The organism is Halomonas sp. AOP13-D3-9 (genome assembly GCF_052379125.1).
GTDB lineage: Bacteria > Pseudomonadota > Gammaproteobacteria > Pseudomonadales > Halomonadaceae > Vreelandella.
Genome location: NZ_JBQSYH010000001.1, coordinates 325,832 through 349,766, shown reverse-complemented (window position 1 = coordinate 349,766; position 23,935 = coordinate 325,832). Strand labels below are relative to the sequence as shown.

The following is a 23,935-nucleotide window of genomic DNA, read 5'->3' as shown; positions in this document are numbered from 1 at the left end:
GGCCCCTTAGAAGAAAAATGTATGGGCCATAAAGGCGATGATCGGCAGCGTAATCGCGGTACGCAGTAAGAACACTACCGCCAGTTCCCAGAACTTGATGGGGATCTTCGACTTGAGCAACAGTGCACCGATTTCCGACATATACACCAGCTGCGTCATGGAGAGGCAGGCGATCACAAAACGAGTCAGCTCGCTTTCGATATTGGTCGCCAGCACCGCAGGCAGAAACATATCAGCAAAGCCGACCAGGGTTGCAGGGGCAGCCGCCTGTGCCTCAGGGATACGCAACAGTTCCAGCACCGGCACCATGGGGTAGGAGAGCCAGGTAAACAGCGGGGTAAACTCGGCCAAAATCAGTGCGACGGTGCCAATGGCAAATACGAGTGGTAACAGCGTCAGGAAAATATCAATGACGTTGAGTAGTGCGATTCGGGCTAACTGGCGGGGCCCAGGTGCACTACCTGCGCGGCGAGTGGCCTGTAGCAGGCTGTAGCGAAATAGGCCGACATTTTCAGTACGCTCTTCACTCAACTGACAGCCCACAGGCTCATAATAGTCATTGGATTTGCGCGACAGCGGCGGAATCCGTGACACGATAACGGCAGCGATTAAACCTGACACCACTACGGTGAAATAGAACTGAACAAACAGATGGTTAATTTCGACAAAGTTCGTCACTAACAGGCTGAAAGCGATAGAAGCGACTGAAAAGTTAGTCGCAATCACCGATGCTTCGCGGCCGTTGTAGTAACCCTGCTCGTACTGTTGAGCGGTAATCAGCACGCCAACGGTACCTGAACCCATCCAAGAAGCGGTGGCATCAATGGCGCTGCGTCCCGGCAGATTAAAGATAAACCGAAACGGCTTGCGCACCATGGTGCCGATAAACTCCATAAAGCCGAACTCAACCAGAAACGGCAGTAGCAGCGCGGCAAAAAAGAAGAACGTCAGCAGCACAGGTGCCAAATCATTGAGCATCACCCCACCGGTAAACGAGGCGGTGACGAACTCAGGGCCGAACTGAAAAAAGGTCATGATGACAAAAATGGCGCCAAGCACGCGCATCGCGACCCAAATCACGCCCACATCGAACATATCGTGGAAGGGGCCGCTTTGTGCCCAGGCGGGTTTCGCTAACTTGACGTATAGCGTCACCACCACCGAGAGGCAGAGAATGACCAACGCAATCGCCGGTAGCGCTGATCCCAGTAGGGTTTGCAAGCCATCAGCCATCATTCCCATGCCGATATTGATAGAGCCCCCGACCTGAAAGGGCACCAAAAACAGCAATACCCCAATGATGGAGGGGATCAGAAATTTTAGTAAATGCGCGGGAGGTATCGGTGCCGAGGGGCTCGGCTGTTCCGATTTAACGTTGCTATACGACATAGGGTTCACCCATTGGAAGTGATTATTGGAGGTGGGCTGGCGGCGTAATTAGGTCAGTACTGTTTTATTTAGTCGCTATTTCTTTGATAGCTATTCGGTCAGCGTCACTTGCTGTGTTTAACGCCCGGCAGTACGCAGAGCATTTCATACAGCAGCGTGGCGCCCATTAACGCGGTATTACCGCTGGGGTCGTAAGGCGGAGATACTTCGACCAGATCACAACCGACAATATTTAAGCCTGCTGCGCCGCGTACAATTTCCAACCCTTGAGTTGAGGTCAGTCCACCCATCTCCACCGTGCCAGTGCCAGGGGCCACGGAAGGATCCAAACCATCGATGTCGAAACTGATGTACACGGGGATATCACCCATCTGTTCGCGAACTTGCTCCATCAGCGGTGCCAGCGAGCGGTACCAGCACTCTTCGGCGGGCACAACGCGGAAGCCCTGACCACGACACCAGTCAAAGTCTTCTGCCGCATAGCCGGTTCCGCGCAGGCCAATTTGCACGACCTTGCCGTGGGCTAATAGGCCCTCCTCCTGGGCACGACGAAACGGCGTACCGTGAGCAATCGGCTCGCCGAACATATGCTCGTTAACATCGGCGTGGGCATCGATATGGATCAGCCCTACCGGGCCATGCTTTTTCGCCATGGCGCGAAGAATCGGCAGCGTTAAGGTATGTTCACCGCCCAGGGTCAGCGGAATGCAGTCATGTTTCAGCACGTCATCGTAAAAAGCAGTGATGATGTCGACGCTTTTCGGCAAGTGGAAAGTATTGATGGGGACATCGCCAATATCGGCTACCTGCAGGCTTTCAAAGGGCGCGGCGCGTGTCGCCATGTTGTAAGGGCGCAGCATGCGCGACTCGTCGCGAATCTGGCGCGGCCCAAGCCGCGTACCGGGACGGTTTGAAGTACCGATATCCATGGGAATACCGATAAATGCCGCATCCAGACCCTCGGCTGTCTCTTGGGTGGGCAGGCGCATCATGGTGGCAGGGCCTGCAAAGCGCGGCATGGTATTACCGCCCAGGGGCTGATTAAACTCCGACATAGTTCTCTCCTAGACGTTATTTGAACCTAGACGTTATTTGAAATTGCTGAATCGCAATGCGAGCAAGGCTTGTCTATCAATAGACATTGCACAGAGCGTGCCAAGTCATCACAGCCGCTAGGAAAGGCACTTCGCTAGCCATTTGATGCAAAAATGCATTAAATTGACGACCTATCAATTCAATGCTGCATCGATAATTCAAAAATGGTTCGATTAGAAGGCTAATGCCGCGGGTGAATCAGATGAGTGAATTCGAATGAGTGAAATAGACAAACGCGTACTGCAAACCATTGTGGCAACCGCCAATGACCACTTCTTTATCGTCAGTGGCGAAGGACGTGTGCTGGATATCAGCCCAGGCGCCGAAGCGGTATACGGCGTATCGCGGGAAGAACTGCTCTCCAGCAGCGTTCAACAACTGCAAGCCGCGGGGGTGCTTAAGCCATCAATCACTCTGGAAGTGATGCGCACGCGCCGACCGGCGCAGCTTATGCAGGTAACCGGAACAGGCCGCCGGGTGATTGCCGAAGCCTACCCCGTGGTTGTGGAAGGCAAACTCGAGCGCATTATCAGCCGCTCGCGGGACTTAACCGACTTGCAGTTATTGCAAGACGAATACGCCCTACTGCAAAAACGCTTTAGCGAACACTTAAAACGCAGCCAGGCAGCCCCCGATGCCGAAGAGCAGGCGCTGGATGACGCCCTGGATCAGTTGCAGGTGCGCAGCAGCGTGATGCGCGAAATCGCGCTGCTGCTTAAGCGCGTCGCCCCTTCGGATGCCAATGTGTTGATGCTGGGTGAGTCTGGCGTTGGTAAAACCGCCTTTGCCAAACAGCTACATCGCTGGAGCCAGCGCTGCGATGGCCCGTTTGTTGACGTGAACTGTGCGGCGATACCTGAAAATCTGTTTGAGTCCGAGATGTTTGGCTACCAGCCCGGTGCCTTTAGCGGTGCCGCGCGGCAGGGAAAAGCTGGCCTGTTAGAGCAGGCCGAGGGCGGTACGCTGTTTCTGGATGAAATAGGCGAGTTGCCGCTGCTAATGCAAACCAAACTGCTCAAGGTGATTCAGGATGGTAGTTTGACCCGGCTGGGTGACACCCGATCACGCAAGGTCAATTTTCGCTTGGTCGTGGCCACCAATCAGGATTTGGGTAAGCAGGTAGAGAGCGGTCTTTTTCGTCTCGATCTTTACTACCGCCTCAATGTGATCCCAGTTACCCTACCTCCGCTGCGCGACCGCCGGGAGGATATCCCCGACCTGGTTGAAGCGTGCTTAAACCGGCTCAACCAGCGCTATGGCCGGCAAAAAATCCTCGATACTCGCGTTTGGTCGACGCTGATGGGCAGCGAATGGCCGGGGAATGTCCGCGAGCTAGAGAATTGGCTAGAGAGAGCCTGGCTTTCCAGTCCTACCGATCAAATCGAAGTGCCCGCCGCACTCCCTCACGCTGAGCAGCACCCAGCCAGTTTGCAGAGCGCCTCGCCAGCAACGTCGGCAGTAGCACTCGAACCCCAGGAAACCCTCAAGCAATACCTAGCGCGGCTGGAGCGTGAAACCCTTGAGGAGCTGTGCAACACACTCCCCAGCACCTACGCCATTGCGGAACGACTGGGCATCAGCCAATCCAGCGTAGTGCGCAGGCTGCAGCGATATGGCATTAAGGTCGCCAGGTGATTTTCTGCTTGACACAACGGCTGTCATCAACCATCCATGTAAGTGTCATGAAACGGCAACACCTTCAACACAAGCTGAACCAATAACAACCAACAGCCGGTGATGTGTGTGCTATGTCAAACCAATCGCGAATACGCTTAGAGGGCGTCACTAAACGTTGGGGCGCCTCTGCGGCTGTCGATGGTATCTCGTTTGATGTGACCCCAGGGCAGTTTGTCATTCTGCTGGGCCCTTCAGGCTGCGGTAAATCCACCACGCTGCGCATGATCGCAGGGTTGGAAGAAGCCAGCGACGGGCGTATTCACATTGGTGAGCGCGACGTCACGCGCCTACCACCAGGGGATCGAGGGCTGAGCATGGTGTTTCAGTCCTACGCGCTGTTTCCACATTTGAGCGTGGCCGACAATATCGTGTTTGGCCTGCGCAGCCGGAAGGTGCCCAAGGCCGAGCAGCGCGAGCGGCTGGCGAAAGTCGCCGAGCTGGTGGATCTCACCGACTACTTACACCGCAAACCTGCCCAGCTTTCCGGCGGTCAGCGCCAGCGAGTGGCGCTGGCCCGTTCGGTGATCTCCGAACACCCTATTTGCTTGATGGACGAGCCGCTCTCCAACCTGGATGCGCGGCTGCGTAGCGATATGCGCCGGGAGATCAAAGCGCTGCAAAGCCGCCTGAATATGACGGTGATCTACGTTACCCACGATCAGGTCGAGGCGATGAGCATGGGCGACCGTGTGATTCTGATGCAGCACGGCAAAATCGTGCAGGATGGCACCCCAGACGAGCTTTATAACCGCCCGGCCAGCGCTTTTTCCGCCAGTTTTATTGGCAGCCCCGCCATGAACCTGCTGCCCCTAGTGGCCGGTGAGAATGGCGCCGTTATCGAAGGCGAACCAAGTACCCCCGTAGCCCCCTTGGATGCCGTTGGTGGCCACTTGGGCATTCGCCCGGAAGATGTCGAGCTGCGAATAGCACCCGGTTCCGGCGTGCCCGCTAACGTATTAAGTGAAGAGTATCTGGGAGCGGACACCATTGCGTATGTCGCGGTGGGGTCGCACACCCTACGCGTGCGGCTTAGCGGCAAGCAGGCACTGACAGGCCAGCCATGCAGCCTCTATTGGACGTCAGAGAATACACACCTTTTCGATGCCGAAGGTCTGCGGCGGGATGACCTGACGCCGACCCCATTACCCAGCTCATCTCGAAGCGTTCCTCGTCCACCGGCGGTGGGCTCTTTCCAACACTGACAGCAGTATTGACACTTGCGGAGTCTCTTATGCGTTTGCGTATCCCTTTTGCAATGACCGCCCTGGCAGCGGGCTTGTTAAGCGCCGCCCAGGTAAACGCGGATAGCGTCGATCTGACCATGTACTATCCGGTCGCGGTGGGCGGTGCACTCACCGACGTCGTTGATAATCTGGTGGAAGAGTTCGAGAGCGAATACCCCGATATCAACGTGGAAGCGATCTACGCTGGCAACTACGACGACACCCGCGTGCGCGCCATGTCGGCGATGGAGGCAGGTGACACCCCCCAACTGTCGGTCATGTTCTCCATCGATCTCTACGAGCTGATTGAGCAGAACGCCATCGTCGCCTTTGACGACCTGGTCGAAACCGATGAAGAGCGCGAATGGCTCGATGGCTTCTACCCAGGGCTGATGGAAAATGGCCAGCTGGATGGCAAAACCTACGGCATCCCCTTCCAGCGCTCCACCATCGTACTGTTCTGGAACAAAGACGCCTTTGAAGCCGCCGGCCTAGACCCCGAAACCCCTCCGGAAAACTGGGAAGAGATGGCCGAGATGGCCGCTACCGTGCGCGAAGCCTCCAACGGCGAGCAGTGGGGCGTAATGGTGCCGTCGACTGGCTACCCCTACTGGATGTTCCAAGCCTTCGCCTTTCAGAACGGCCATCGCCTAATGAGCGAAGATGGCACCGAGGTCTATTTTGATGACCCCGCTGCGGTCGAGGCCCTTGAGTACTGGGTATCGCTGGCCACTGAGCACAACGCGATGCCCGATGGCACCATTGAGTGGGGCACCCTGCGCCAGAACTTCCTTGAGGAGTCCACGGCGATGATGTGGCACACCACGGGCAACCTGACCGCCGTGCGTAGCGAAGCCGATTTTGATTTTGGCGTCGCCATGCTGCCGATGAAAACCCAGCGCGGCAGCCCTACCGGCGGCGGCAACTTCTACATTTTTGAAGATACGACGGAAGAAGAGCAGCGTGCGGCGATGACCTTTATTCGCTGGATGACCGCTCCCGAGCGCGCCGCCGCCTGGTCGATTGAGACAGGCTATATGGGCGTCAGCCCCGCCGCCTACGAAACCGACGCGCTACAACGTTATGTAGAAGATTTCCCACCCGCTGCGGTTGCCCGCGACCAGCTTGAGCACGGTACCGCGGAGCTCTCGACCTACCAAGGTGGCCGCATTCGCCGCGCCTTGGATAACGCCGTGCAAGCGGCGCTTACGGGGCAAATGACACCGCAAGAAGCGCTTAGCCAGGCGCAGCAAGAGGCCGATAGCGTGCTGCGTCGCTACGCCCGCTAAACGCCACACCTCTCTCAGTGAGCCGGGGGAAACCCCGGCTTTTTCTGCCGCGGTACATCTCTATGAATCTAACCTCTTATCGGCGAATGCAGTTATATGGCGCCCTGCTATTGCTGCCCGCAGCGGTTCTGCTAACAATGTTCGCCTACCTGCCAACCATAACAACAGTTATCAATAGCCTGTTTTTACCCGGTTTTCGCGGTGCGCCCACTGAGTTTGTCGGGGTCGAAAACTACCAAGTGCTGTTCGATGACCCCACGTTTTGGCAAGTAGCCCGCAATAACCTGCTCTATGCAGTGGGAACAATCCCTACGTCTATCGCCATGGCGTTAGGCATGGCGCTGTTTGTGAATGGAAAACTTCGCGGGCGTGGTTTTGTGCGTATGGCGTATTTCACGCCGACGATTCTGCCCATGATCGCCGCCGCCAATATCTGGATGTTTTTCTACGCCCCGCAAATTGGCCTATTTAACAGCCTGCTTGGGACGCTCGGGTTACCGGGGGTAAACTGGCTGGGCGATCCAAGCGTCGCACTCGGCTCGGTGATTGTGATGTCGGTGTGGAAAGAAGCCGGCTTTTTTATGATTTTCTACCTGGCGGCACTACAAAGTATGCCTCCCGAGTTAAAAGAGGCTGCAGACCTTGAAGGAACCAGCCGCTGGAGTTTCTTTTGGCGCGTCACCTTTCCGCTGCTGATGCCCACCACACTATTCGTGCTGATCAATGCGCTGATCAACTCGGTGCGGGTCGTAGATCACCTATTTATCTTGACCAAGGGCGGGCCCAATAACGCCACCAACCTGCTGCTCTATTACGTCTACGAGAACGCCTTTTCGTTCTTTGACCGCACCACGGCGGCGACGATTACGGTGGTGATTTTGGTGGTACTCGCGGTAGTGGCCACCCTGAAGTTCACGATTTTAGACCGCAGGACGCACTACCAATGAACCCAACGACGACTTATACGCCCCGCGCTCGTTACGCCTCCATTCCGTCACTTGAAACCGTGGCCGCATGGCTGCTGGCGATTATTTGGATATTCCCGCTGCTGTATGCCTTTTGGGCGGCCTTCCACCCTAGCGAGTTTATGGTGAATTTTTCTCTATTCGCCCCGCTGACGCTAGAAAACTTCACTAACGCCTGGTCACAGGCCCCCTTTGCCCGCTACTACCTGAATACCTTTGCGCTGGTGACTGGGGTGGTGATCGGTCAGTTTATCGTCTGCACCCTGGCGGCATTTGCCTTTGCGCGTTTTCCGATTCCCGGCAAGAACGTGCTGTTTATGCTGGTGCTGATTCAGCTGTTTGTGTTTCCCGAAGTGCTGATTGTGGAGAACTACCGCATTGCCAGCGAGCTGGGGTTGATCAACACTATTACGGGGATTGGCCTGCCCTACGTGGCCAGCGCCCTGGGTATTTTCCTGCTCCGCCAGACCTTTAAAACCATTCCTCGTGAGCTGGAAGACGCCGCCCGTATCGAAGGCTGCAACTGGCTGGAAATTTTATGGAAGGTGTACGTCCCGCTGGCTAAGCCCACCTATTTGGCGTATGGCCTGGTATCGATCAGCCACCACTGGAATAACTTTATCTGGCCGCTAGTGGTCACCAACTCGGTAGAGAGCCGTCCGCTAACGGTGGGCTTAGGCGTTTTCTCCGCGCCCGAAACCGGCGTCAACTGGGCCACCGTTAGCGCCGCAACGCTGCTAAGTATCGCTCCACTGCTAATCGCCTTTTTGCTTTTCCAGCGCCAATTCGTGCAGTCGTTTTTAAGGGCCGGGATTCGCTAGGCTGACGCCCTTCCCGTTTTTCGTGCACAATTCTCTCTTAGGTTACAAGACAAGGGAGAGCATTGATGCACGGCGACACCCACCCGGAAGCCCTCAAGGTGCTGCAGGAGGTATTTGGCTACGACAGCTTTCGCGGCCCGCAGCAGGCGATCATTGAGCATGTAATGGCCGGGGGCGATGCGCTGGTACTGATGCCCACCGGTGGTGGCAAATCGCTGTGCTATCAGATCCCTGCGCTGCTGCGCGAAGGCACCGCGATTGTGGTATCTCCGCTGATCGCGCTGATGCAGGATCAGGTGGCGGCGCTTCAGCAGAACGGGGTCAAGGCGGCCTACCTCAACTCCAGCCTCGATTATCACGAGGCAGTCGATGTGGAAAACCGCCTGCGAGCGGGCGAGTTGGATCTTTTATATGTCGCGCCGGAACGGCTGGCCACAGCGCGTATGCAGATGTTGCTGGAACAGACCCACATTGCCCTGTTCGCCATTGATGAAGCCCACTGTGTTTCCCAGTGGGGACACGATTTTCGGCCCGAGTATCGCCAGCTCTCCCAGTTGCATCAGCGCTTTCCCCAGGTGCCGCGCATAGCGCTTACCGCCACCGCCGATGTGCCCACCCGGGGCGATATCATGGAGCATCTGCAGCTCCAAGAGGCGGCGCTGTATAACAGTGGCTTTGACCGGCCCAACATTCGCTACCATATCGCCGAAAATCAAGGCAAGGCCAAGGAACAGCTGCTGCAGTTTATCCGAGAGCACCACAACGGCGAGGCGGGCATCGTCTACTGCCTCTCCCGGCGCAAGGTGGAGGAGACCGCCGCTTGGCTCGAACGCCAGGGGCTGACCGCACTGCCCTACCACGCAGGGCTGCCCCCCGAGCAGCGCCAGCATCACCAGACCCGCTTTCTGCGTGAAGATGGCGTGGTTATCGTTGCTACCATCGCCTTCGGCATGGGGATCGACAAACCGGACGTGCGCTTTGTAGCGCACCTCAACCTGCCCAAGAGCATCGAAGCCTACTACCAGGAGACCGGCCGTGCCGGGCGCGACGGCCTGCCCGCCAACGCCTGGATGGCCTACGGGCTTCAGGACGTAATTACGCTGCGCCAGATGCAGCAGGACTCCAGCGCCGTCGACCAGCAAAAGCGCATTGAGCAGCAGAAGCTCGACGCCATGCTGGGGCTGTGTGAAATCATCAGTTGCCGCCGCCAGGCGCTGCTTCACTACTTTGGCGATCACCTGGATGCACCTTGCGGCAACTGCGATAACTGCCTAACCCCGCCCGAGACCTGGGAGGCCACCGTGGCGGCGCAAAAGGCGCTCTCCTGTGTCTACCGCACCGAGCAACGCTTCGGCGTGACTTACCTGGTGGATGTGCTGCTAGGAAAAAGCAACGAGCGTATCGCCCGCTTTGGCCACGATCGCCTCAGCACCTTCGGCATTGGTAAAGAGCTCGCCGTCAGCGAATGGAAGGCGCTCTTTCGCCAGCTGATTGCCAGCGGCTTCTTGAGCGTGGATATGGAAGGGCACGGCGGCATTAAGCTCACCGCCAATGCCAGGCCGGTGCTGCGCGGCGAGCAGAGCCTCACTCTGCGCAAGCCAAGCAACAAACCCAGCAAAGCCAAAACCGCGCGACGGGGAAGCAAAGGCGCCTCTGCGCCGCAGGGTCACGGCCCACTGTGGGAAGCCCTGCGCCAGCACCGCAAGGAATTGGCCGAAGCCCAGGGCGTACCTGCCTATGTGATCTTCCACGACGCTACCCTGGCCGAAATGGTCGAACAGAAACCCCAGAGCCTGGCAGCACTGGGCGCAATCTCCGGTATCGGCGCGCGCAAGCTGGCGGATTACGGCGAGGAATTCCTTGCCGTCATCCAAGCGCATCAGTAAACCGAGTAAAACAGCTGAATCAGTTCGTGCAGTGATTCTTACGAGCGGGAATTAGAAAAGATCAAATGGTCGCTATTTTCAAAAATCGCTCACTTGGCGTAAGCTATAGGTAAGTGAGGAGAAAGCTATATGGCCATTCAGCATAAAACAGCCGATAAGCGCCGCGAAATGGGGGCTGCTGCAATGCGCACTTACCCCAATATTTCACACGCATGGGGCTTGAAAGAGAGCGAAGCTGCTGTGTTGTTAGGTGTACCGGACTCCACCTATCGGCGTTGGAAGCAGTCACCTGAGCAGGCGCGGCTTGATGCTAATCATTTGGAGCGGATGTCGTTGATTCTCGGCATTTATAAAGCGCTGCATATACTGTTGCCCAGTAAAGAAGCCGCTAACAGCTGGTTGCAGCGAGCTAACAGCAACCCACTTTTTGCTGGCCATTCGCCAATGGAACGTCTGTTAAATGGGCAAGTCTCCGATCTCTACGTTGTTCGCCAACATTTAGATGCAGCACGTGGTGGGGGCCATGCATGACGTTCCCATTGAGCAACGTCACGTGGTGCCCCAGCTACCGTGTTATCCCCTCGCGTTTCCCTCCCATTGATTTATTTGAAGGTGTCAACAGCAGCGCTAATGACTGGGACTTACTTAATGAGCTGGAGGGGGAAACCTCCGCAAGGCTACGTGAGGAAGCGGGCGCCATTCACTTGGTTCGAGATGAAGACCGTCGCTACGGCCCCGGCTGGACGCCGGTCATGGCGGCCTTTTGTCACTTCCCCGCGACCGGTTCGCGTTTTAGCGATGGCACTTTTGGCGCCTACTATTGCGCACTCACCGAAGCCACCGCCATTGCCGAAACCGTTTACCACGCAGAGCGCTTTATGGGGGAATCAAACGAGCCGCCCATGATGCTTCTGCAGCGTGTTTATCTGTCGGATTTGGCGGGCCAACTAATTGATTTACGCCGTCAGGATGCTGCCCAAACGCTTCTCAGACCGGATAGCTGGGCGGCCGGACAAACCTTGGGTAGAAAAGCTTGGGAGGAACAAACGGACGGCATCGTTTACCCTAGCGTTCGAGATCCGGATGGCGAGTGCGCCGCTGTGCTACGACCACCTGTGCTCTCCGCAACACGGCAAGGGCGTCATCTCGGTTATGACTGGGATGGTCAGCGTATCCGCCATATCTATGAACTTACGTTACTGGGTTAGCTATTAACGTTACTGCTACCACTAGGGCTAATCGCGCCCATTGCAGTGTTCACCTTGTGCTATCGCAGCAGCATCAAACACGCCGGTATCCAATACCCAAGCCGTCACGAGCTTGGCGGGAGTGACGTCAAAGGCGGGGTTCCATACAGGGGCATTTTCAGGTGCCCACACTACCTCGCCAAAGGCACCCGAGACACCGCGTATTTCAGCGCCGTCGCGCTGCTCAATGGGAATATCCGCGCCGGTAGCGCAAGCGGGGTCAACCGTGGTGTATGGGGCTACCACGTAAAATGGCACCTGGTGATAGTGAGCGATTACGGCCAGCATGTAAGTGCCCACTTTATTGGCAAAGTCGCCGTTGGCGCAGATCCGGTCAGCGCCCACCATCACCTTATCCACTTTGCCCGCCGCCATCAGGCTGGCGGCCATGCTGTCGGCAATCAGTTGATAAGGAATACCCAGGTCGGCCATTTCCCAGGCGGTTAAACGGCCACCTTGCAGTAGCGGACGGGTTTCATCGACGTACACATGCAGATCAAGGCCACGCTGCTTAGCAACCGCCAGCGCACCAATGGCGGTGCCTACGCCCGCCGTCGCCAGCGCCCCGGTGTTGCAGTGGGTGAGCACACGGTCACCCGTTTTCAGCAAGTCAGCGCCCCGCTCGGCCATGCGTTGGCAGAGCGCCCGGTCTTCGTCAAACAGCGCGGCAGCGCGCTCGGCAAGTGCGCCAGCACCTTGCTCAAAGCAGGCTTCCATGGCATCCAGGCAGTACATCAGATTCACGGCCGTCGGGCGCGTGGCGCGCAGGCGATCGCTGATCTCCTGCCAACCGCTTGTGGGGTGGCGTGCGGCGTACTGCGCCAGCACAAACGCAGCGCTCAGGCCAATCAGCGGCGCGCCGCGAATCGCTAAGTTTTTAACCGCAGCCTGCCAACCTTCAGGCGAGTCACAGCGCACCCACTGCTCGGTTTGAGGCAGCTGAGTTTGATCCAAATACTCAAAGTAGTCGGCGTAGACCCGCAAACTGCGTGACTGAAGATGAGGCATCGATGGACTCCTTGAGCACTTAACTAGCGGAACAACTGCGCGGCTTATCAGGCGCGAAGCTTATCATATAGAATGGCTGCCATTAGAAGAGGCGATGCAGATCCTATGATGACGCTACAAACTGAACTGCTGGATGCTATTTCATGGGCGGCGCAGCAAGGCTGGACACCCGCTACCGGCGGTAACTTTTCCGCCCGAACCGCGGCTGGCTATATTGTCACCGCTTCTGGGCGGGATAAAACCCGCATTCAGGATGATGACCTGTTGCTGTGCGACCTGGATGGCAAAGTGCTATCCGGCGATGGGAAACCTAGCGCGGAAAGCGATCTGCATGCCGCACTCTATCGTATGGACAGCACCATTCACTGCGTGTTGCATACCCACACGGTCGCCAGCACGGTACTCTCGCGGCGCTTCCCACAGGGCATTGAGCTAAGCGGCTTTGAGATGCAAAAAGCGCTGGCGGGTAACGTGACTCATGACGCTACTATTCGCTTGCCGGTAGTGCCCAACTCCCAGGATATGCAGGAGCTGGCCGAGCATGTGAGCAGCTGCTGGCCCATGCCCTGGGGCTTTTTGGTCGCAGGGCATGGCATTTATGCCGTGGGCGATAGTATTGCCAGCTGTCGCCGCCACCTGGAAGCGATTGAGTTTTTACTTGACTGTGTTCTTGAAGAGAGTCGGTGGTCTTAAATGAGTAATTCAACTGTTCGCGCCATTGTGACCGATATTGAAGGCACCACCACGGACATTAACTTCGTCCATAAGGTGCTTTTTCCCTACGCCCACGCCAAGTTGCCCGACTTTCTACGTGCGAATGCAGACACACCTGCGGTTGGCGAGCAGATTGATGCCGTGCGTAGCGAGATGGACGCCCCTAACGCCCCCCTTGAGGCAGTGATCGACCAGTTGCTGCACTGGATCGAGACCGACCAAAAAGTTACGCCGCTTAAAGCACTGCAAGGCATGGTGTGGGCCGATGGCTACCAGCGCGGCGACTTTAAAGGCCATCTGTATAGCGATGTAGCCCCCGCCCTGCGCCAGTGGAAGGACTCGGGTAAGGCGCTGTACGTCTATTCATCTGGTTCAGTGCAGGCGCAGAAGCTGCTGTTTGGCTATAGCGATGCGGGCGACCTGACCCCGCTGTTTAGCGGCTACTTCGATACCCATATTGGCCATAAGCGCGAGGCCGCTTCCTACCAGCGTATTGTCACTGAGCTTGACCTACCAGCGGAAGCGGTGCTGTTCTTGTCTGACGTGGTGGAAGAACTGGACGCCGCCAAGCAGGCAGGCATGCAAACCCTGCAGTTGGTGCGCGAAGGCACCCAGCCTGGAAACACCCATGCTTGCGTTACTCGCTTTGATGAAATTGCGCTTTAGGAGACCCTACGATGTCGCAACTAAAAGTATTTGCTGATCAGAACCCGAACGATGCCCTGATCGACACCACCGACGGCGAGCAGATTAGCGCTGAGCTAAACAAGGTAGGCGTGCTATTTGAGCGCTGGGCAGCGCCGGGCGAAATTACCGACGACGCCACACAGGAAGACATTTTGGCGCTTTACCAGGAAGATATCGACCGGGTCAAAGCCAAGGGCGGCTATCAAACCGTGGATGTGCTGCATATGGTGCCGACGCACCCAGAAAAAGACGCCATGCGCCAGAAGTTTTTGAATGAGCACCGCCACCATGAAGATGAAGTACGTTTTTTCGTTAAAGGCCAGGGGCTGTTCTGCCTGCACATTGATGACAAGGTCTATCAGGTATTGTGTACCCGCAATGACCTGATCAGCGTACCCGCCAACACACCCCACTGGTTCGATATGGGCCCTGCGCCAGAATTCACCGCGTTACGTTTCTTCGATAACGTGGAAGGTTGGGTACCGCACTGGACAGAGAGCGATATCGCCGGAAAGTTTGATCGTTTGGATCAGTTGTGAGGGGTAATGAGTGAGGGGTGAATCGTAAGTAGTGAATCGTTGAAGGTAGTTGTAGCGCGGCGTAAGCGTCAGCGCACCCGCGAAGCAGCGCGCTAGCGGTGCCGAAGTTAGCACCGAGGCTTGATCAGTCACGGTTGCATCATCCAGGCGGCTGGCGCCGCCGTCGCGGGTGCCTCATACGCTCGTTCCTCGCGAGATTCGTTACGCCGCGCTACGGGATAGTGCCTATCGCGGCGCTTATATACGTCGTCATCGAAAGCGGCGCTTATAAAACCTCCTGCTGGTTATACGCCTTGGCAAGATCCATTAGGGCGGTAAGATCGCTATAAGTCCCCGGCTCCATAATCAGCGTTTGCCCCATCAGCACATTGCGCGCTTCAAGCTTGGCGCGCAGCCCAGTGTCTTTGATCTCTTCGAAGTCGGCGTTGTGGGCCAGGGATAAAACACGACGGTGCATTTCAATACCGCAGTAGGCCAGCGCATCCAGGCGGATCTCTTCCAGCAGCGCGTCGCAGGCGTCGTCGGCGCTATTGCCCTGCTCTTCAAACAGCGACTTGGGAAACAGAATGCCAGTCCGCTCGGTTTGCCACATGTGGCGGAACTCAGCATCAAAGTGGCTAAGGCACGCCTCGATCACATCAAGAACCCACGCCTGATACTCTTCAAGCTCACCTTCTTGACGATGCGCTGGCTGGCTGAAGTAGGCCATCAGGAAGTTAGCCACGGCCATGCCTAGGTCAAACGCCATTGGGCCGTACTGGGAGAACTCTGGGTCAATCACCCGTACTTCCGTATCGGTGGCCATAATCGAGCCGGAGTGCAAGTCGCCGTGGAGCATGGTTTCGGTGTTGGCGGTGAACTTCATCAACAGCCGCTGTACTTTGGCTTTTAACCGCGCATTGCGGCGCAGCTCATCCACCACCGGCGAGAGCTCCGGGGTGTGGTGGTTCATTTCGGCGCCGTAATAGGGGTCGGTAAATACCAGTGATTCAGTGATAGCCGGAATGGCTACGTTGCCGGAGAACAGCCCCACGTCCGCCTTTTTCTCTGGGCTACTCAGCGAAAGCTCCGAACCACGAAACGCCGTGCGGGCGCAAAACTTGCCGATGGTTTCGCCTAGTTGAGTGACTCGCTCACCGTTGATCAACTTACGGCGCAAGATAGTGTGGGGGTACAGATACTCCATCACAAATAGCGCCTGGGGCTTGTCGAAGTAGTAGACCTCGGGGGCAATGCCTGGCGCCCGCTTGGTCTGGCGCACCAAGGCGTAGTACTCAAAGTGGGCGCGATAGATCGGCAGCGGCCAACTCTCTCCCACCATTCTCACGTAGGGAAGTGCCTGTTTTACCACTACGCTTCCGTGGCTGCCGGAGACAATAAACACCAGGTTGAGGTTGCCGTCTCCCACCTCGCGAATCTCCCAGCTGGCGGGCTCACCGCCCACTCGATTAGCCACCGCCTCAACACCACCAAGCCGCTGGGAAAGGGTGTCGACGTTGAGCGCGCAGTAATGTTGATCAATCTCCAAAGGTCACTCCTCACAGAACGTTTAAGGGTATGCTGGGCCCCTACTGGGCTGATATACCTAAGCCATCAACAGCGCCATCGGAGGATGATAAGCCAGTCAAGTTCGCCTCCCTGACGCAGTTACGGCCCTGCCGTTTAGCTTCGTAAAGCGCCACATCCGCTTTTAACAACAAGTCAGCGGGTGTAAGGCCTACTCCGGGACGTAGCACCGCAACACCAACGCTCACGGTAACAGCGCTATGCGCCGAGACACCGTGATTAGGAATATCCAAGGCTTCCACGCCGCGCCGTATTCGCTCTGCCGCGGTTTTTGCCGCCTCAGGTGTTGCATTGGTCATCAGCACTAAAAACTCCTCGCCGCCAAAACGTACGACCAAATCGGAATCGCGGCTATTGGTCTGCATGGCGGCAGCCACTTGGCGCAAACATGCATCACCCTGAGGATGCCCATAGTAGTCGTTGTAGGCTTTGAAATGATCAATATCGATAACCATCATGCCTAAACAGAGGCCTTTATCGGCAGCCTCCTGCCAGCGCGAAGGCAAAACTGCGTCGAACTGGCGTCGATTGGCAAGATTGGTTAAAGGATCGGTCACCGACATGCGCGACAGTTCCTGGTTATCTTTTAAGTAATAGCCCGCGCGGAGCTTTTCTTTCAGTATATGCAAGTAGGAGGTTCGCTCGCTTTGTTCGAAGCGATAGTTGGCCACTAACGTAAACAGCGCCTGAGCGATAATAGTAAATATCGCTAGCCGCTTCGCCTCTGGCGGCATGGGGTCATAAGATAGAACAAAAAGCAGTATTATAAATATACAAATGACAGATGACACACAGGCATAGCTAAACCGTAGTGAGTAAACAATATTACCCACCAGCAAAATAAGACCAAAAGAGAAAACATCCAGGTAAGAGTATGGAACGGTGGATTCCGCAAAGATCAAACATGAAATCACCGTAGCAACGATCACCGTACTCGCCATTAACGTTTCACGCTGGGCTGGAGACACACCACGGTAAACCCACCACAGAATTGGCAGACCAAAAGGCAGCATTACCCCAACCCTTAACGTCAGCGCTGTGGTGAAAGTATCCGGCCGAAAGCTGTGGTCGTTGATCAAAAACAGGCAGTAGATGATCGCCGATATCAATCCAGCCACGACCATGCTACGACTACGTTGGCGCTGAGTATCTTCTTCAAACCTTGCTTCCACTTCATCAGCAAAACGTAACCGCCAAGGCCCTCTACGCAACTCATCTTCCACTGCTGTCAGCAGCGTGTCATTGATCATTGCTCGCCCTCAATGCCCCACCCGGTTACTTGTAGCTTTCATACATCATTAATGAACACCAGAAAACTAATACTACCTTTAAGTACGAAGATAGTGTGCCACAATAGCGTTTAGTTAAAGTGAGTATTGGTACACATATTAAACGAAATTTATCCCAATTTTTATTAATTGAACATTCAACAAGGAGGCTAATGATGCAGCGCCAACAGGATCCGATGACGAACGACTGGACGTTTACCATTGGGCATCGCGAACTCGTTGTGCACCAGCGCTATGAGGTACTTAGCATGATCAACGATTTTATGCTGGGTATTTGGTTTACGATCGGCAGTGTCTGCTTTTTTTATCAGGGTGTGGTCCAAACTGTCGGTGTATGGCTCTTCGTGATAGGCAGCATCCAACTGCTGATTCGTCCGGCGATTCGTCTTCACCGCTTTGTGTATTTTAAGAAGCTACCGGATACCGATCACGACGCTTAGGGAGCTGGGGTCAACGCAACTGGCTGTCTTTGCTACCGCGACGGTTATAGCCGCTGAAGGCCGACTGCTGTTTGTCCCGTTCACTTTGACAGGCCACACAGAGCCGTACCCCCGGAATGGCCTTGCGGCGCGCTTCGGGAATCGGGTCGCCACACTCTTCACAAACGTCAAGACTCTCACCACGGGGCAACTGGCTACGAGCTCGCTGCACCGCATCCTCCAGCGTGCTTTCCATCTGCTCTTGTTCGGCACCATCTTTTGCCCATCCGCCAGCCATGTTTGCTTCCCTCGCTACACCAGTAATAATCTTTCAGCATAGCAGTAACAAGTAAAGCGAACCTTTACCCCAGAAACCGAACGCCTTGGGCAGCCAACGGGCTGCGTAGCTTGTCTGGCAGCGGCACATCGGTCACTACAGCATCATAATCACCCAACTGACCCGCGGCGCAGCGTAGTGGCAGGTCGAACTTGGTTTTATCCAGTACTAACACTCGATAACCGGCATGGGCCAACAGCGCCTCCCGGGCCATCACTTCGTCGTCGTTGTAGTCATAAAGCTGGCCATGGATATCCATCCCCCCCACCGACACAATGCCCACATCGGCACGGTAGCGTTGAAAAAAGCGCCAGGCATCGCCGCCGATCACATCCTGGTCGCGACGACGCACTCGCCCACCGGCTACCACTAACTCACACTTCAACTGGCACAGCTTAATCAGCGCATGCAGGTTATTGGTCATGATATGCAGGCCTTGCTTATCACTCAGCGCATCGGCCAACTGTTCAACCGTGGTGCCCGTGCCTAAAAACAGCGCTTGATGATCCTGGATCAAGCTCGCTGCCCGCGCCGCAATCTGCCGCTTACCCGCCACATTAACGATCTGACGCTGGTCGTAGCCGATATTTTCCTGCTCGGGAAACGGCAGTACCTCACCTTGGCGGCGCAGCACCAAGCCCTTATCAGCCAGGTGGCGAATATCCCCACGCAGGGTTTGCACAGAAACCCCAAACTCGCCTGCCAGGCTGTCTACCGACTGGCGCCCCTGTGAGTGGATTCGCTGTAACAGCTGTTGTCGACGTTCGAACTGGCGCATAGCCCCTCTCAGCACAACGAAAGCAAAAAGTACGGCAAACGAAAGCCAAAAAATGTTGAACGAAAGCATAGTGTCACTTTGTTGTAAGCAGATGACAGTAGCTTAGGTGGGGTTCACTCACTGGAGGTTTACCCATGTTGAAGCGCCCCCTGTTATCTATTCCGACATCTGCCCTTACTACTGCCGTCGCGGTAGCCAGCTTTTCTCTTTCGGCTCAGGTAGCAGCGAACGAAACGCTAACGCTCTACACCAGCCAGCCCAATAGCGATGCACAGCAAACCGTTGACGCCTTTGAAGCAGCCTATCCCGATATTGAAGTGGAGTGGGTACGCGACGGTACCACGCGCTTGATGACACGGCTGCGCTCGGAGCTTTCGGCCGGGGTGAGCAACCCTGACGTGCTGCTGATTGCCGACAGCATGACCATGGAATCACTTAAGCAAGAGGGCCATTTACAGCCTTACCTAAGCGATGAGCGCCAGGACTATGACGCCGATCTCTATGACCCAGAAGGCTACTACTACGGCACCAAGCTGATCACCACCGGGATTGTCTATAACACCGGCGCCGAGCATCAGCCGCAAAGTTGGCAAGACCTGCTGGGGCCTGACTACGAAGGGTTGGTCACCATGCCTAGTCCGCTTTACTCCGGCGCGGCACTGATCCATATGGCGGCGATCACTGCCAACCCTGACCTTGGCATGGCGTATTACGAAGCGCTTCATGAAAACCGCACCGAAGCCCAGGGCGGCAATGGGGGCGTCTTTAATGCCGTGGCCGCGGGCACCAAGCCCTACGGCATCGTGGTGGATTTCCTGCCCATTCGTGAAGCTGCCAAAGGCTCGCCGGTCGAATTCGTGTTCCCCGAAGAGGGCGTAAGTGCGGTGACCGAGCCGGTCGCCATTATGGAAGGTGCGGAGAATGTCGAGGCCGCGCAAAAGTTTGTTGATTTTGTGCTTTCCCAGCAGGGCCAGGAACTGGTCAGCCAACAGGGTTACCTGCCCGCCCATAACGACGTTGCTCCGCCAGAAGGCTTCCCCGAACGCGACAGCATTAAATTGATGCCGGTAGATACCGAGCAGGCACTGGCGCAGGAAGCCGAGCTTAAACAGCGCTTTAGCGATCTATTCGGCGGGTAACCATGACGCCCGCTATCAACTATGACGATAAGTACGGCAGCCAGCACCGCTGGCTGCTTTCCAGCCTGTTGATCGCCATTGTACTGCTCAGCCTGGCCCCCACTCTGCGCCTGCTGGTCGAAGCGTTGAGCGACCTTACCCAGGGCCGCCAATCCCCGCTATGGCAGGTACTCAACAGCGCCAGCACATGGCGAGCTCTCTGGCATAGCCTATACACCTCAGGGCTTGGCATGCTGATCGCCCTGGTGCTGGGCAGCCTGTTCGCCTTTGCGATCACGCTCACCAATATCCGTGGCAAAGCGTGGCTGGTGTTCTGCTTTATGCTGCCGATGATGATTCCCCCCCAGGTCACCGCGTTAAGCTGGCTGCAGCTCTTTGGCCCGGCCAGCCCGCTACTGAAAAGCATTGGCATGGCGCCGCCGCTAGGCAGCCCGCAGCCGCTCTACTCCGCTGAAGGCATCGCCATGTTACTGGGCATCCAGAACGCACCGCTGGTCTTTCTGGCCCTGCGCACCAGCCTGCTTTCACTCCCCCGAGAGCTTATCGAAGCCGCCCGCATTAGCGGCGCCAAACAAACCCAAGTGTGGGGCCATATTATTCTGCCCGTGACCCGTAGCGGCTTGATCGCCGGGGGCGCAATGGCGTTTATCTCCAGCCTGGGTAACTTCGGCATTCCCGCCATGCTGGGCATTCCCGCTGGCTATTACGTGCTGCCCACACTGATCTACCAGCGTATGGCCAACTTCGGCACCGGGGTGTTGGCAGAAATGGCTGCGCTCTCCTTGCTGATTGGGTTACTAGCGCTGGCCGGGGTAGCGCTGCAGCAGCGGTTGATGAACCGCAGCCGCTTTGGGCTGGGCGGCCATAGTGGCCGCTCCCACGACTTTACCCTCGGCCGTTGGCGAGCCCCGGTCACCGCCACGCTAGTCGGGATATTACTGATTATTCTGATCGCACCGCTGCTCGCGCTGGTGATCAGTTCGCTGGTGCCCGCCATGGGCGTGCCGCTAAACGCCGAGACCGCCACCCTGAACGCTTACGCTGAAGTGATGGGTCGCCAAGGCGCCACCTGGCGGGCGGTGAACAACAGCCTGTGGCTGGCGGGTAGCGCGGCCGTGGTGCTGATGCTGCTGAGTCTGCCGTTGGCTTACCGGCTACAGCGCCTGCCGGAACGTTGGCGGGGTGTGGTGCTTAGCGCTATCGAGATCCCCTATGCGCTGCCCGGCGTGGTGTTGGCGATTGCCTGCATTCTGCTATTTGTGCGCCCACTGCCGATTATCAATGTAGCGCTCTACGGCACCCTGGGACTGATTTTCATCGCTTACCTGGCGCGCTTTCTGGTGGTCTGCGTTAAGCCCGTCGCCGCTAGTCTGGCGCAGCTGGATCCTTCGCTTGAAGAGGCGGCCCAGCTCGCGGGGGCAGGCCCCTGGCGGCGCCTCGGCAGCATTATATTACCGTTGGTGGCGCCCGCGCTGTTTGCCGGTGGGCTGCTGGTGTTTCTGCTGGCGGTCAACGAACTGACCGTGTCCGCGCTGCTCTGGAGCGCCGGTAACGAAACCCTCGGCGTGCTGATTTTCAACCTCGACGAAGGCGGCGAAAGCGTGCTGGCCTCTGCAGTGTCAGTGCTGGTGGTGATCATGGTCGCCTCGCTGATGCTGACACTCAGTTTACTGGCGCCGCGTTTACCTAAAGGAGTCATTCCATGGCAGAGTTAGGCATGGCAGTGCCATCTAGTGCAGGGCTATCGATCGATCGCGTGACCAAGCGCTTTGGCGAACAGACGGCCGTGGATGCCTTGTCGCTGGACATTCATCCGGGTGAATTTGTCGCCCTGCTCGGCCCTAGCGGCTGTGGCAAAACCACAATGCTACGCATGTTGGCGGGGTTTGAAACCGTCAACGACGGCACGATCCAATTAGCCAATCGTACTCTGGCAAGTGCCGATACCCATGTGCCCCCGGAGCAGCGCAATATGGCCATGGTGTTCCAGTCCTATGCGCTTTGGCCGCATATGAGCGTGGCGGACAACGTGGGCTACCCGGTCAAACTGCGCGGCCTGCGCGGGGCGGCGTATCAGCAAAAGGTACAGCAGGCGCTGGCCCTGGTGGAGCTCGATGCCTACGCCGAGCGCATGCCTCAGGCCCTCAGCGGTGGTCAGCGCCAGCGCGTCGCTCTCGCGCGCTGCCTGGTCAGCGACCCCTCGGTGGTGCTGCTGGATGAACCGCTGGCCAACCTTGACCGTCACCTGCGCGCCACCATGGAGCACAGCTTCCGCGATTTTCATCGGCGTACCGGCGCTACGCTGGTCTACGTCACCCATGACCAGACCGAAGCCATGGCGCTGGCGGACAAAATCGCCGTGATGAAAGCGGGCAAACTGGTGCAGTGGGGCGCCCCCGAAACGCTTTATCGCCAGCCGCGAACCGCCTGGGTAGCAGGCTTTATCGGCCAGGGTAGCCAATTAAAGGTCGCTGCCGGTCAGCCTGGGAAGCGCCTTGAGGGCGCGGGCCTGATGCGCGGGCTGAACGCCATCGAATCAGAGCGAACCCAAAGCGTGCTGGTGCGCCCGGAACATATTCAGATCAGCGCAGCAACCGCTTCCTCCGCAACTCCCACTCATAACCAGCTTGCCGCACAGGTGGAAAACGTGATTTTCCGCGGCGAGCGCTACGAACTCAGCCTGCGCCTGCCCAGTGGGGAAATCCTGCTGGCCTACCACCATACCGCGCCGGACCTGGGTAGTCAGGTTGCCGTCGACCTTCAGCAGGGCTGGTGCCTGGAGCCCGACCAATGAGTGTCACTATCGAGATTCTCAGTGGTTTAGGCGCCAAAGGGCCTGCCGCGATAGTGGTAGAAGCCCAGGGAAAACGCCTACTGCTGGATGCAGGCGGTGCACTCCACCAGGATGACACCATTACTTGGGCGAACAACCTGTATGTGGATGCCGTACTGATTAGCCACGACCATATTGACCATATCGGCGGGGTGGCCGAGCTAGTAGAGAGCGTGCCACTTTATTGCACGCCACTGGTAGCCAAGGCACTGCCTAACAGCCGCGCTTGGAGCCCCCTGCCCGAACGCGGCTCGCTAGCGGTGGAAGGCATCACCGTTACTACCGGCCAAGCGGGGCACTCGCTAGGCGGTGTGTGGCTGCATTTAGCGGTGGGAGGCGGCATTTTCTATAGCGGCGACGCCTGTTTTGAATCACGCCTTTTTCCGTTTGATACGCCACCACCGGCGCGTATTGCGCTACTGGATGCCTCCTACGGCAGCTACGACCAGCCCCAAGCGTATTGTGTTCAGGCTATTAGTGAACGCCTTGATCAGCCGCTGGCGTTTCCTGTACCGGAGACCGGCCGCGCCCTGGAAATGGCGCTATGGCTGGCGGAAGAGGCGGATCGGCGGCAGTTAACCCTCGCCATCGACCCGCTGATTCGCGACAACCTGGCTGCGCTATTGGCACTACCTGCCACACTGCGTCGGCCTGGGCTCGACCACTCGATTCGCTCGCTTTTAGCGCGGCAAAACGCTGATTTCCCAATCCTTCAGTTGATATGCGATCGCAACGATACGCCTGAACAATGGCCCGATTACCATCTGCTCCACACCGGTTATCTAACCCCTGACCGCCGCGCCCAACTAGCGGCGGGCGAGATAAGCTGGCAGCGCTGGAATGTTCACCTGCGCGCTTCGCATATAGTCACGCTCGCCAACCAGTTGGGCGCCACCCAGGTGGTACCGCTATTTACCCGGTTTGGCGATAGCGAATTCAACGCCTGGCAGGGGCTGCTAGGCGATCGCCTCTGCACCGCCCAGCGTTTCTCTGCTCATTCACGTTTAGTCACCTTTCCTGTTTAGGGAGTTTTG

23 protein-coding genes are annotated in these 23,935 nt (G+C 57.0%); 16 read left to right on the top strand and 7 right to left on the bottom strand.

Going from position 1 to position 23,935, the window contains the following annotated elements:
* Nucleotides 1-6: 6 nt before the first annotated feature.
* Both ACT3UM_RS01640 and speB read right to left on the bottom strand, forming a co-directional pair.
* Nucleotides 7-1,389 (bottom strand): YjiH family protein, encoded by a 1,383-nt coding sequence (locus tag ACT3UM_RS01640; RefSeq protein ID WP_498895536.1) that lies wholly within the window; start codon nt 1,387-1,389, stop codon nt 7-9.
* Between the two features lie 104 nt (nt 1,390-1,493).
* Nucleotides 1,494-2,444, bottom strand: coding sequence for an agmatinase (gene speB / locus ACT3UM_RS01635; RefSeq protein ID WP_498895534.1), 951 nt, complete (start codon nt 2,442-2,444; stop codon nt 1,494-1,496).
* 256 nt (nt 2,445-2,700) lie between these two features.
* On the opposite strand from speB, the gene ACT3UM_RS01630 reads away from it, so the two are divergent.
* The 8 genes from ACT3UM_RS01630 to ACT3UM_RS01595 all read left to right on the top strand — a co-directional run bounded on the left by ACT3UM_RS01630 (nt 2,701) and on the right by ACT3UM_RS01595 (nt 11,553).
* A complete protein-coding gene (locus ACT3UM_RS01630; protein ID WP_498895532.1) occupies nt 2,701-4,119 on the top strand; it encodes a sigma-54 interaction domain-containing protein in 1,419 nt (472 codons plus the stop codon).
* A 113-nt stretch (nt 4,120-4,232) separates the two neighbouring features.
* On the top strand, nt 4,233-5,363 hold the full coding sequence (locus ACT3UM_RS01625; RefSeq protein ID WP_498895530.1) for an ABC transporter ATP-binding protein: 1,131 nt from the start codon (nt 4,233-4,235) through the stop codon (nt 5,361-5,363).
* 29 nt (nt 5,364-5,392) lie between these two features.
* A complete protein-coding gene (locus ACT3UM_RS01620) occupies nt 5,393-6,673 on the top strand; it encodes an ABC transporter substrate-binding protein (RefSeq protein ID WP_498895528.1) in 1,281 nt (426 codons plus the stop codon).
* 62 nt (nt 6,674-6,735) lie between these two features.
* Complete coding sequence (locus ACT3UM_RS01615; protein WP_498895526.1) at nt 6,736-7,620, top strand: carbohydrate ABC transporter permease; 885 nt, start codon at nt 6,736-6,738, stop codon at nt 7,618-7,620.
* On the top strand, nt 7,617-8,459 hold the full coding sequence (locus ACT3UM_RS01610; protein WP_498895524.1) for a carbohydrate ABC transporter permease: 843 nt from the start codon (nt 7,617-7,619) through the stop codon (nt 8,457-8,459). The genes ACT3UM_RS01615 and ACT3UM_RS01610 overlap by 4 nt, the downstream gene beginning before the upstream one ends.
* 65 nt (nt 8,460-8,524) lie before the next feature.
* The gene (recQ, locus tag ACT3UM_RS01605) at nt 8,525-10,345 is read left to right on the top strand and encodes a DNA helicase RecQ (protein ID WP_498895522.1); all 1,821 of its coding nucleotides are present in this window, start codon (nt 8,525-8,527) and stop codon (nt 10,343-10,345) included.
* 129 nt (nt 10,346-10,474) lie between these two features.
* On the top strand, nt 10,475-10,876 hold the full coding sequence (locus ACT3UM_RS01600; RefSeq protein WP_498895520.1) for an MbcA/ParS/Xre antitoxin family protein: 402 nt from the start codon (nt 10,475-10,477) through the stop codon (nt 10,874-10,876).
* Nucleotides 10,873-11,553, top strand: coding sequence for an RES family NAD+ phosphorylase (locus ACT3UM_RS01595; RefSeq protein WP_498895518.1), 681 nt, complete (start codon nt 10,873-10,875; stop codon nt 11,551-11,553). Before ACT3UM_RS01600 ends, ACT3UM_RS01595 begins: the two co-directional genes overlap by 4 nt.
* A 27-nt stretch (nt 11,554-11,580) precedes the next feature.
* On the opposite strand, the gene mtnA is transcribed toward ACT3UM_RS01595, so the two are convergent.
* The gene (mtnA, locus tag ACT3UM_RS01590; RefSeq protein ID WP_498895516.1) at nt 11,581-12,600 is read right to left on the bottom strand and encodes an S-methyl-5-thioribose-1-phosphate isomerase; all 1,020 of its coding nucleotides are present in this window, start codon (nt 12,598-12,600) and stop codon (nt 11,581-11,583) included.
* A gap of 105 nt (nt 12,601-12,705) precedes the next feature.
* On the opposite strand from mtnA, the gene mtnB reads away from it, so the two are divergent.
* Genes mtnB through ACT3UM_RS01575 form a run of 3 tightly spaced genes read left to right on the top strand, consistent with a single transcriptional unit; the run spans nt 12,706 to nt 14,540 of the window.
* On the top strand, nt 12,706-13,293 hold the full coding sequence (gene mtnB, locus ACT3UM_RS01585) for a methylthioribulose 1-phosphate dehydratase (protein WP_498895515.1): 588 nt from the start codon (nt 12,706-12,708) through the stop codon (nt 13,291-13,293).
* Nucleotides 13,294-13,980 carry an acireductone synthase gene (gene mtnC / locus ACT3UM_RS01580; RefSeq protein WP_498895511.1) on the top strand — a complete coding sequence of 229 codons (687 nt, stop codon included), beginning with the start codon at nt 13,294-13,296 and terminating at the stop codon, nt 13,978-13,980. It begins immediately after the preceding gene.
* Nucleotides 13,981-13,991: 11 nt separating this feature from the next.
* Nucleotides 13,992-14,540 carry a 1,2-dihydroxy-3-keto-5-methylthiopentene dioxygenase gene (locus ACT3UM_RS01575; protein ID WP_498895509.1) on the top strand — a complete coding sequence of 183 codons (549 nt, stop codon included), beginning with the start codon at nt 13,992-13,994 and terminating at the stop codon, nt 14,538-14,540.
* A gap of 265 nt (nt 14,541-14,805) precedes the next feature.
* On the opposite strand, the gene mtnK is transcribed toward ACT3UM_RS01575, so the two are convergent.
* Nucleotides 14,806-16,068, bottom strand: coding sequence for an S-methyl-5-thioribose kinase (gene mtnK, locus ACT3UM_RS01570; protein WP_498895507.1), 1,263 nt, complete (start codon nt 16,066-16,068; stop codon nt 14,806-14,808).
* Between the two features lie 40 nt (nt 16,069-16,108).
* Nucleotides 16,109-17,356, bottom strand: a complete 1,248-nt coding sequence (locus ACT3UM_RS01565) for a GGDEF domain-containing protein (RefSeq protein WP_498895505.1) — start codon at nt 17,354-17,356, stop codon at nt 16,109-16,111.
* 194 nt (nt 17,357-17,550) lie between these two features.
* Here ACT3UM_RS01565 and ACT3UM_RS01560 point away from each other — a divergent pair, with 194 nt between their 5' ends.
* Nucleotides 17,551-17,835, top strand: coding sequence for a YrhK family protein (locus tag ACT3UM_RS01560; protein WP_498895503.1), 285 nt, complete (start codon nt 17,551-17,553; stop codon nt 17,833-17,835).
* Nucleotides 17,836-17,845: 10 nt separating this feature from the next.
* Here ACT3UM_RS01560 and ACT3UM_RS01555 read toward each other — a convergent pair whose 3' ends face one another.
* Complete coding sequence (locus ACT3UM_RS01555) at nt 17,846-18,112, bottom strand: DksA/TraR family C4-type zinc finger protein (RefSeq protein WP_088701846.1); 267 nt, start codon at nt 18,110-18,112, stop codon at nt 17,846-17,848.
* Nucleotides 18,113-18,176: 64 nt separating this feature from the next.
* On the bottom strand, nt 18,177-18,929 hold the full coding sequence (locus ACT3UM_RS01550) for a DeoR/GlpR family DNA-binding transcription regulator (RefSeq protein ID WP_498895500.1): 753 nt from the start codon (nt 18,927-18,929) through the stop codon (nt 18,177-18,179).
* Nucleotides 18,930-19,063: 134 nt separating this feature from the next.
* On the opposite strand from ACT3UM_RS01550, the gene ACT3UM_RS01545 reads away from it, so the two are divergent.
* Genes ACT3UM_RS01545 through ACT3UM_RS01530 form a run of 4 tightly spaced genes read left to right on the top strand, consistent with a single transcriptional unit; the run spans nt 19,064 to nt 23,926 of the window.
* Entirely contained in the window at nt 19,064-20,068 is a 1,005-nt protein-coding gene (locus tag ACT3UM_RS01545) for an ABC transporter substrate-binding protein (protein ID WP_498895498.1), read from the top strand.
* A 2-nt stretch (nt 20,069-20,070) separates the two neighbouring features.
* Nucleotides 20,071-21,783, top strand: coding sequence for an ABC transporter permease (locus tag ACT3UM_RS01540; protein WP_498895496.1), 1,713 nt, complete (start codon nt 20,071-20,073; stop codon nt 21,781-21,783).
* On the top strand, nt 21,771-22,862 hold the full coding sequence (locus tag ACT3UM_RS01535; RefSeq protein ID WP_498895494.1) for an ABC transporter ATP-binding protein: 1,092 nt from the start codon (nt 21,771-21,773) through the stop codon (nt 22,860-22,862). Before ACT3UM_RS01540 ends, ACT3UM_RS01535 begins: the two co-directional genes overlap by 13 nt.
* Nucleotides 22,859-23,926: an MBL fold metallo-hydrolase gene (locus tag ACT3UM_RS01530; RefSeq protein WP_498895492.1), complete on the top strand. Its 1,068-nt coding sequence runs from the start codon at nt 22,859-22,861 to the stop codon at nt 23,924-23,926. Before ACT3UM_RS01535 ends, ACT3UM_RS01530 begins: the two co-directional genes overlap by 4 nt.
* The last annotated feature ends 9 nt before the right edge of the window (nt 23,927-23,935 follow it).

Bases quoted from the DNA above. Each gene is read 5' to 3' on its own strand.
- ACT3UM_RS01640 (WP_498895536.1), bottom strand. From the start codon at position 1,389: ATGTCGTATAGCAACGTTAAATCGGAACAGCCGAGCCCCTCGGCACCG.
- speB (WP_498895534.1), bottom strand. From the start codon at position 2,444: ATGTCGGAGTTTAATCAGCCCCTGGGCGGTAATACCATGCCGCGCTTT.
- ACT3UM_RS01630 (WP_498895532.1), top strand. From the start codon at position 2,701: ATGAGTGAAATAGACAAACGCGTACTGCAAACCATTGTGGCAACCGCC.
- ACT3UM_RS01625 (WP_498895530.1), top strand. From the start codon at position 4,233: ATGTCAAACCAATCGCGAATACGCTTAGAGGGCGTCACTAAACGTTGG.
- ACT3UM_RS01620 (WP_498895528.1), top strand. From the start codon at position 5,393: ATGCGTTTGCGTATCCCTTTTGCAATGACCGCCCTGGCAGCGGGCTTG.
- ACT3UM_RS01615 (WP_498895526.1), top strand. From the start codon at position 6,736: ATGAATCTAACCTCTTATCGGCGAATGCAGTTATATGGCGCCCTGCTA.
- ACT3UM_RS01610 (WP_498895524.1), top strand. From the start codon at position 7,617: ATGAACCCAACGACGACTTATACGCCCCGCGCTCGTTACGCCTCCATT.
- recQ (WP_498895522.1), top strand. From the start codon at position 8,525: ATGCACGGCGACACCCACCCGGAAGCCCTCAAGGTGCTGCAGGAGGTA.
- ACT3UM_RS01600 (WP_498895520.1), top strand. From the start codon at position 10,475: ATGGCCATTCAGCATAAAACAGCCGATAAGCGCCGCGAAATGGGGGCT.
- ACT3UM_RS01595 (WP_498895518.1), top strand. From the start codon at position 10,873: ATGACGTTCCCATTGAGCAACGTCACGTGGTGCCCCAGCTACCGTGTT.
- mtnA (WP_498895516.1), bottom strand. From the start codon at position 12,600: ATGCCTCATCTTCAGTCACGCAGTTTGCGGGTCTACGCCGACTACTTT.
- mtnB (WP_498895515.1), top strand. From the start codon at position 12,706: ATGATGACGCTACAAACTGAACTGCTGGATGCTATTTCATGGGCGGCG.
- mtnC (WP_498895511.1), top strand. From the start codon at position 13,294: ATGAGTAATTCAACTGTTCGCGCCATTGTGACCGATATTGAAGGCACC.
- ACT3UM_RS01575 (WP_498895509.1), top strand. From the start codon at position 13,992: ATGTCGCAACTAAAAGTATTTGCTGATCAGAACCCGAACGATGCCCTG.
- ACT3UM_RS01565 (WP_498895505.1), bottom strand. From the start codon at position 17,356: ATGATCAATGACACGCTGCTGACAGCAGTGGAAGATGAGTTGCGTAGA.
- ACT3UM_RS01560 (WP_498895503.1), top strand. From the start codon at position 17,551: ATGCAGCGCCAACAGGATCCGATGACGAACGACTGGACGTTTACCATT.
- ACT3UM_RS01555 (WP_088701846.1), bottom strand. From the start codon at position 18,112: ATGGCTGGCGGATGGGCAAAAGATGGTGCCGAACAAGAGCAGATGGAA.
- ACT3UM_RS01550 (WP_498895500.1), bottom strand. From the start codon at position 18,929: ATGCGCCAGTTCGAACGTCGACAACAGCTGTTACAGCGAATCCACTCA.
- ACT3UM_RS01545 (WP_498895498.1), top strand. From the start codon at position 19,064: ATGTTGAAGCGCCCCCTGTTATCTATTCCGACATCTGCCCTTACTACT.
- ACT3UM_RS01540 (WP_498895496.1), top strand. From the start codon at position 20,071: ATGACGCCCGCTATCAACTATGACGATAAGTACGGCAGCCAGCACCGC.
- ACT3UM_RS01535 (WP_498895494.1), top strand. From the start codon at position 21,771: ATGGCAGAGTTAGGCATGGCAGTGCCATCTAGTGCAGGGCTATCGATC.
- ACT3UM_RS01530 (WP_498895492.1), top strand. From the start codon at position 22,859: ATGAGTGTCACTATCGAGATTCTCAGTGGTTTAGGCGCCAAAGGGCCT.